The 7334-nt window shown below is 33.9% G+C and carries 5 protein-coding genes; 4 read left to right on the top strand and 1 reads right to left on the bottom strand.

Annotated elements, in window-relative coordinates:
• Positions 1–2860 (bottom strand): GH92 family glycosyl hydrolase (locus tag AB8B65_RS09915; RefSeq protein ID WP_405300805.1); only part of this gene is annotated, 2860 nt, incomplete at its 3' end.
• A 39-nt stretch (positions 2861–2899) separates the two neighbouring features.
• Between AB8B65_RS09915 and AB8B65_RS09910 the strand changes: the two genes are divergently transcribed.
• The 4 genes from AB8B65_RS09910 to AB8B65_RS09895 all read left to right on the top strand — a co-directional run.
• Positions 2900–5209, top strand: coding sequence for a beta-N-acetylhexosaminidase (locus AB8B65_RS09910; protein ID WP_405300804.1), 2310 nt, complete (start codon positions 2900–2902; stop codon positions 5207–5209).
• Between the two features lie 103 nt (positions 5210–5312).
• Complete coding sequence (locus AB8B65_RS09905; RefSeq protein ID WP_405300803.1) at positions 5313–6089, top strand: class I SAM-dependent methyltransferase; 777 nt, start codon at positions 5313–5315, stop codon at positions 6087–6089.
• A gap of 306 nt (positions 6090–6395) precedes the next feature.
• Positions 6396–6971 carry a hypothetical protein gene (locus AB8B65_RS09900; protein WP_405300802.1) on the top strand — a complete coding sequence of 192 codons (576 nt, stop codon included), beginning with the start codon at positions 6396–6398 and terminating at the stop codon, positions 6969–6971.
• A 122-nt stretch (positions 6972–7093) separates the two neighbouring features.
• The coding region (locus AB8B65_RS09895; protein ID WP_405300800.1) for a hypothetical protein at positions 7094–7334 on the top strand (241 nt) is incomplete at its 3' end.

Here is a 7334-nt window from a genome sequence, read left to right as displayed (position 1 = left end):
TTCCGAGCTTTTTGGCGACTACTTTTACATAACGTGCTTTTTTCAATTTAAAAGCATAACCAACTTTTTCAACTTTTGGCTTTTCAGTTGGCTTTGGTGTATCGTACGCTAATTTCTGAATACTAATATATTTCTTTCCATTCGTGGAGATCAAATATTCTACTTCTGTTGGTAAAAATATCCACGATTTCTGATCTTGTAAAAAGTTGACTCCAATGTATTCAATATCTTTCACGCTTCCCAAATCGACCGTAGCAATCAAATCTTTATCAAAATAGCCTTGCCACGTTCCTGTACGGAAATCTTCGGTTCCAAAAATTCCGTCAATCAGCGCGTTTTGTCCACCTGCATTGTATTGATTTGCGTATTCGGTTCCGAGTGTTATTTTTAAGTTTGGATCTATTTTAAAGAAATTAGTGGCAATTTTCACACTTTCGTTTCCATAACCGTCACTTGCATACACTTTTAGCTCACAAGCTTCAGATATTACAAAAGGCTTTTTATACAATTCAAATTTAGAACCATCAATACTATAAAACATTTCCGCTGGAGTCGTTGGCATACCAAGCGTAATTTCTGTTTCTCCTTTAAACGCAATCTCTCCTTTGGCAATAAATGGCGGCGGTACAATTTTATGTTCTGTAATTTCCGTTACCGGAATGTTCTCGTCTTGTGTTCCCCAATCTGTTGCTGCGTTTGTCATTTCAAAAACCAAACTTCCACCATTCATAATATCGGAATGATTTATAAATGTTTTTGGATGATTTTTTCCGTTCAACGAAGCCGATTTGATATATTTATTTTCTTTCGAACTATTATTCGCAACCACTGTAAAGGTTTTTCCATTTTCCAGATTGATCGTAGCTTTGTCAAACAATGGCGTTCCAATAATATATTCGTTCGTTCCAGGTGTTACCGAGTAAAATCCTAAACTGCTCAATACATACCAAGCACTCATTTGTCCGCAATCTTCATTTCCAGAAACGCCATCAGGTTCGTTTTTGTATAATGTCGTTAAGATTTGATGCACATATTCCTGTGTTTTTGAAGGTTTATTGATAAAATTATACAAATATGCCATGTGATGACTTGGCTCATTTCCGTGCGCATACTGACCAATTAATCCTGTAATATCAACTTGATGACGTCCAGCAGTTTCTTGATTCGCAGTAAATAACTTATCTAATTGTGCTTCCAACTTGTCTTTTCCGCCTAACAACTCAATAAAGCCTGAAACATCTTGCGGCACATAAAAACTGTATTGCCAAGAGTTGGCTTCTGTGTAGTTAAAGTTTACTTCGTACGGATCAAAAGGTGCAAACCAAGTATTTCTAAAACGTCCGCGCATAAATTTCGTTTCTGGATCAAACACATTTTTATAGTATTGCGCACGCTTGGCAAATTCTTCATAATCCGCAGTTTTCCCCATTGCTTTCGCCATTTGAGAAATTGTCCAATCATCATAGGCATATTCTAAAGTTTTAGACACAGATTCCGATTCTTTCTCTACAGGAATAAATCCAAGTTCTTTATAATAATTCAATCCTAATTTATCACGCGTAGCACTGTGTTTCATTGCTTCAAAAGCTTTATCAACATCATAATCGCGAATACCTTTCATATACGCATCTGCAATTACAGGAACTGCGTGATAGCCAATCATACAACCTGTATAATTAGCCGATAAATCCCAAATTGGCATAATTCCGCCCGATTCATATTTTTTAATAAACGTTTTAATAAAATCGTTCGTTCTGTCTTGTTCAATAATCGTATACAACGGATGCGCTGCACGATACGTATCCCACAAAGAAAAAACGGTGTAATGTGTATGCTCTTTTGATTCGTGAATTTTCATGTCCATATCACGGTAACGTCCATCAACATCTTGATACAAATTTGGTGCAATCATCGTATGATATAACGCTGTGTAAAAATTCGTTTTATAATCTACATCGTCACTTTCAATTACAATTTTCTCCAATTGTTTCTCCCAAGTATCTTGCGCTATTTTCTTAACTTCTTCAAACGTCTTCTTTCCTATTTCTTGTGCTAAGTTTTTTCGTGCGCCATCAATATCTACTGCCGAAATTCCGACTCTAATAATAATTGGTTCGTTATTTGGGTTTTTAAACGTCAACGCCGATCGTCTGGCACCAGGCATTCCTTGTTTTGGTGGCGATTGTAAAATATCCTCAAAAGGATGCGATGTTTTTATCACATAATATAAACGTTGATCGCTTGCCCATGCTTCTGAAAAACGATACCCAACAATTTCTGTATCGGAAACTTTTTCAATTTTGGCATCCAAAACTTTATCCCGATGTACCAAATCTAACATCACAACTTGGTTTTCCGCAGAAGGAAACATATACTTGTGAATTCCGCTACGTTTAGAAACCGTTAATTCTACATCAATATTTGTAGTGTCTAAATGCACTTTATAATATCCTGCTTCAGCAACTTCATTGTCATGCGAAAAATGTGCACGATAGCCTTTTTCACCGTTTGAACCATTATTAAAATTCACTTCATTGGTAGGCATTAGCAAAATATCTCCATAATCGGAAACTCCTGTTCCGCTCAAATGTGTATGTGAAAAACCATAAATATATTCGTCTGAATAGTGATAGCCCGAACAACCATCCCAACCATCTAAACGTGTATCTGGACTCAATTGCATCATACCATACGGCATCGTTGCGCCAGGATATGTATGTCCATGTCCGCCAGTTCCAATAAACGGATTTACATACTTGATTAATGCTTTATCTTTTTGTGCGATTTGTGTTTTTTCGTCATTCGTACAACTAAAAAATAGAGAAATGACAATAAAAAGTGTGATGTGTTGAAGTTTCATTAAATAGATTACTAAATTTATGGCATCAAATATACTAAAATGAGAAGTACTATTTTTTCCAAATTCGTAATTTTCCTTTGTTTAATTGGTTGCTCAAAACCACAACTTCCTATAAAACCACCTGTAAGACCGCATGTGATCCCTATTCCTAACGATCTTGGCTTGCAAAAAGGTGTGTTTTTATTTAATGATAAAGTTGCTTTGCATTCAGATAATGAATTAAGTACAGTGGCTACCATTTTTAATGAGTTTATAGAGGAAAAGCTTGGCTATAGATTGATTACGGACAACACTCCTGATAAAAATTCGATTTCATTTATCCATGATAAAACTATTGAGAATGAAGAAGGTTATGAATTAGTTGTGGATACTTCTACGATTATAATCAAAGCAAAAACAACAAAAGGAGCTTTTTACGGATTTCAAACCTTGCGTCAATTTTTTCCGCCAACTCTAGAAAACAAAACATTTCCCAATAAAGAAATTCAATTGCAAAATGCGTTTGTAAAAGATGCGCCAAGATTTTCGTATCGCGGAATGCACTTAGATGTTTCACGTCATTTTTATTCCGTCGAATTTATTAAAAAGTACATAGATTTACTTTCGCAACTAAAAATAAATACATTTCATTGGCATTTGACCGACGATCAAGGTTGGCGAATTGAAATTAAGCAATATCCTGAATTACAAAAAGTTGCCGCTTTTCGCGATGAAACACTGATTGGACATTACAACGATTCACCTCAACAATTTGATGGAAAAAAATATGGCGGATTTTACACGCAACAAGAAGTCAAAGACATTGTAAAGTATGCTTCCGAACGCTACATAACTGTGATTCCTGAAATAGAAATGCCTGGACATTCACAAGCAGCAATTGCGGCATATCCGAACTTAGGTTGCACAGGAAAAAATGTAAAAGTTGCTACAAAATGGGGCGTTTTTGAAGATATTTATTGTCCGAGTGAAGAAACATTCACGTTTTTAGAAAATGTCTTGGATGAAGTCATGCCACTTTTCCCAGGGAAATACATTCATATTGGCGGTGATGAAGCGCCAAAAACACGTTGGAAAGCGTGTAAACATTGTCAAGAACTCATCAAAAAGGAAAATTTAAAAGACGAACACGGTTTGCAGAGTTATTTTATTGCGCGCATGGAAAAATATATCAATGGTAAAGGCAAACAGATTATTGGTTGGGATGAAATTTTAGAAGGCGGATTGGCGCCAAATGCAACGGTAATGTCATGGCGCGGAACGAAAGGCGCTGTTGAAGCTGCAAAATCGGGACACAATGTAATTATGACGCCAACTTCGCATGCGTACTTTGATTATTATCAATCGGATCATGCAGATGAACCGTTGGCAATTGGTGGTTTTTTACCGTTGGAAAAGGTATATAGTTTCAATCCGATTCCAAAAGAACTCACCGAAGAAGAAGCAAAATTAGTTTTGGGCGCACAAGGAAATGTATGGACAGAATATATTCCGAACTCCGAAAAGGTTGAATACATGACATTTCCGAGAGTTATTGCCATGGCGGAAGTCAATTGGTCAAATCCGTACAGAAGAGATTACCAAGATTTTGCCTATCGCCTATCACATTATCACAAACGTTTGGATGCGCAAAATGTGAACTATGCAAATCATTTATATGAGATTGAAGGCGAAGTTACCAAACGAAATAATAAAATGGTTTTTGACTTGCAAACCGTTATTAGAAATAAAACCATTCGCTATACAGCAGACAATTCGTCTCCAACACTGAATTCAACACAATATACAAGTTATCTTCCTATTGAAGGTTCAACCGTATTAAAAGCGGCAGTTTTTGACGAAAAAGAGAAACTCGGACGTGATTTTATATTGACATTTAATAAACATGAAGCAATTGGTGCAAAAATTACACTCGAACCAAAAGCACACAAAGCATACACAGGAAGCGGAAAAGCAGGATTGATAAATGGAATTTCAGGAAGTGACACGCGTTATGGCGACAAAGAATGGTTGGGTTTCTGGGGAAAAGACGTGACAATTATGATTGATTTTGACAAACCAACAAAAATTAGTTCCATTTCTACACGTTTCTATAACGCAAATGGACAATGGATTTATGCGCCAAAGGAAATTGGTGTGAGTTACATAAATGAAGAAGATGGTAGAACGTTGAATCAGATCAATCAAATTGCAACAAGTGAAGCGACACTCATTCCACATACATTTCAAATTGAAGAAGTTATGACAAAACACATCGAAATTTTTATTCCGAATTATGGAACCATTCCCGAAGGTTTACAAGGCGCAGGAAATAAAGCCTGGACATTTTTGGATGAGATTGTGGTGAAGTAGTTTTGGTGTTTGATATTAGTATGTTATTTTTCTACTATTAATTTTAAAGCTAAATTTACTTTTACATGCATCAACATGAAAATAAATTAATACAAAAAGATATATGCTGGAAGATAAAAAAGAAAACACGTATTCAGTCGGCGATTTAATTTATGACGGAAGTATTTATGACGGCATGAATACAAGTTTAGCAGATTTGGACTTTTACAAACGATGGCTTCCAAAAAATAAAGAGGCGCGTATTCTAGAACTTTGTTGTGGTACAGGCAGACTTACGATTCCAATTGCAAAAGATGGATTTCATATTACAGGTGTAGATTATACACCTTCCATGCTGGAAAAAGCAAACAAAAAAGCTTCCGAAGCTGGCGTAACTATTGATTTTATTGAAGGTGATATTAGAAACTTGGATTTACAAGAGCAATACGATCTCGTTTTTATTCCGTTCAATTCCATTCATCATTTATATAAAAATGAAGATTTGTTTAAAGCATTTTCAGTAGTAAAAAAGCATCTTAAAAAAGGTGGTTTGTTTCTGTTAGATTGCTTTAATCCGAATATTCAATTCATTGTAGAAAGCGAAAAACAACTAAAAAAAGTGATTCAATACACAACTGATGATGGACGAAATGTTGAAATCAAAGAAATAATGACGTATGAAAGTGCTGCACAAATAAATCATATCGAATGGCATTATTTTATAAATGGTACGTTTGATTCTGTACAAGATATTTACATGCGCATGTTTTTTTCGCAAGAATTAGATACGTATCTAAAAATAAATGGTTTTGACATTATTCACAAATTCGGAAGTTTTGAATCAGCAGCATTTGCAGACGATTCGGAAAAGCAGATATTTGTATGTCAACAAACTATATAACTTTCATCGAAAATAAGAGGAAGTTGCTGTAGTTTTAACTCTAATTAACCTGTTGTGCATTTTGATAAAATTTCGTCAATTCGAGTGAAATTTACAATTATCAAACATAGGAGAATAGAATATTTTTTACAAAACAGTTCTCGATAGTTCTGTTGAGCTTAGTCGAAATACGATTTTTCGTACCTCAACATCACTCGAAATGACGTTTCATTATACTTTTGAATTAAAAATGCACAACGGGTTCTAATTAAAAATCAAGTTTAGACTAGTAACTGCCATTTTATAAAAAATACAATTATGCTGATTATGAAAATAAAAAAAATCGGATTACTTATTTTAACACTTATACTTTTTTCTTGTGAAGAAAAATCGGAACCAGTTTTAGAAGTAGATGATGTAGTGCTGAAAGTGCATTATTATTATAATTTTGATATAGAAAATTCGGATATAATTACTGTAAAACAACGAAATTTAGTCAAAATTCTTTTAAATAAAAAAGGAGAATGTTTGATTGAAGGTAAAATGGTCGAGGATAGTTTGATCGTTTCTGAACTTAAAAAATATTTGGTTCCAAATCCTGATAATGATGATATGCCTGAGACTGTTGAAAGAGATTTTGAATTTTCAGGGAAGGTTCTTATGAATAAAAATGTGATGATTTCTGGCAGATTTGATGATAAACTATATTTAAAGAGATACGTTAACATTAGGGATAAAATTTACACAGCCTATAGTGAAGTTCGGAATAGTTTTGCCAAAGAAAAGTTTAACAAGACACTCACTGAATTAATGGATTCAGGAGAAGAAGATGATAGATTAATAGTAGAAGAAATTAAAGAAATTTTTCCTTTCAGATATGTAGAATCTAAGTTGTCGTTATAAGTATAACATGCATATTTAAAATACTAAAAAACAGATATTTGCATTTTATATCAGATACTTTAAATTAAAAAAAAATGGTGCGTACTATATTTGATACTTTGACAAATTCAACATAAAAAACAATGAGAAAATTAATAATTATTTTAATCTTATTCTTGAGTTTTAGTTGTGAAAGCCTACCTAAGGATGAAAGCAACATGTTAGTTTTTCCAGAGAATAGAGTACTATCAGAAACTTTCGAACAAAAAAAAAAAAAACAGAAACAGATGTTTCATAGGATATTCATAAAGGATTCTCTAAGAATTAAACAATATTCTGTTGAATTTATCTTGGATAAAATCGATAACAATAAAGAATATCAAT

The organism is Kordia sp. (assembly GCF_045105435.1).
GTDB lineage: Bacteria > Bacteroidota > Bacteroidia > Flavobacteriales > Flavobacteriaceae > Kordia.
Note: the sequence above shows the minus strand (reverse complement) of the source record. Positions and strands in the feature narration are given on the sequence as shown.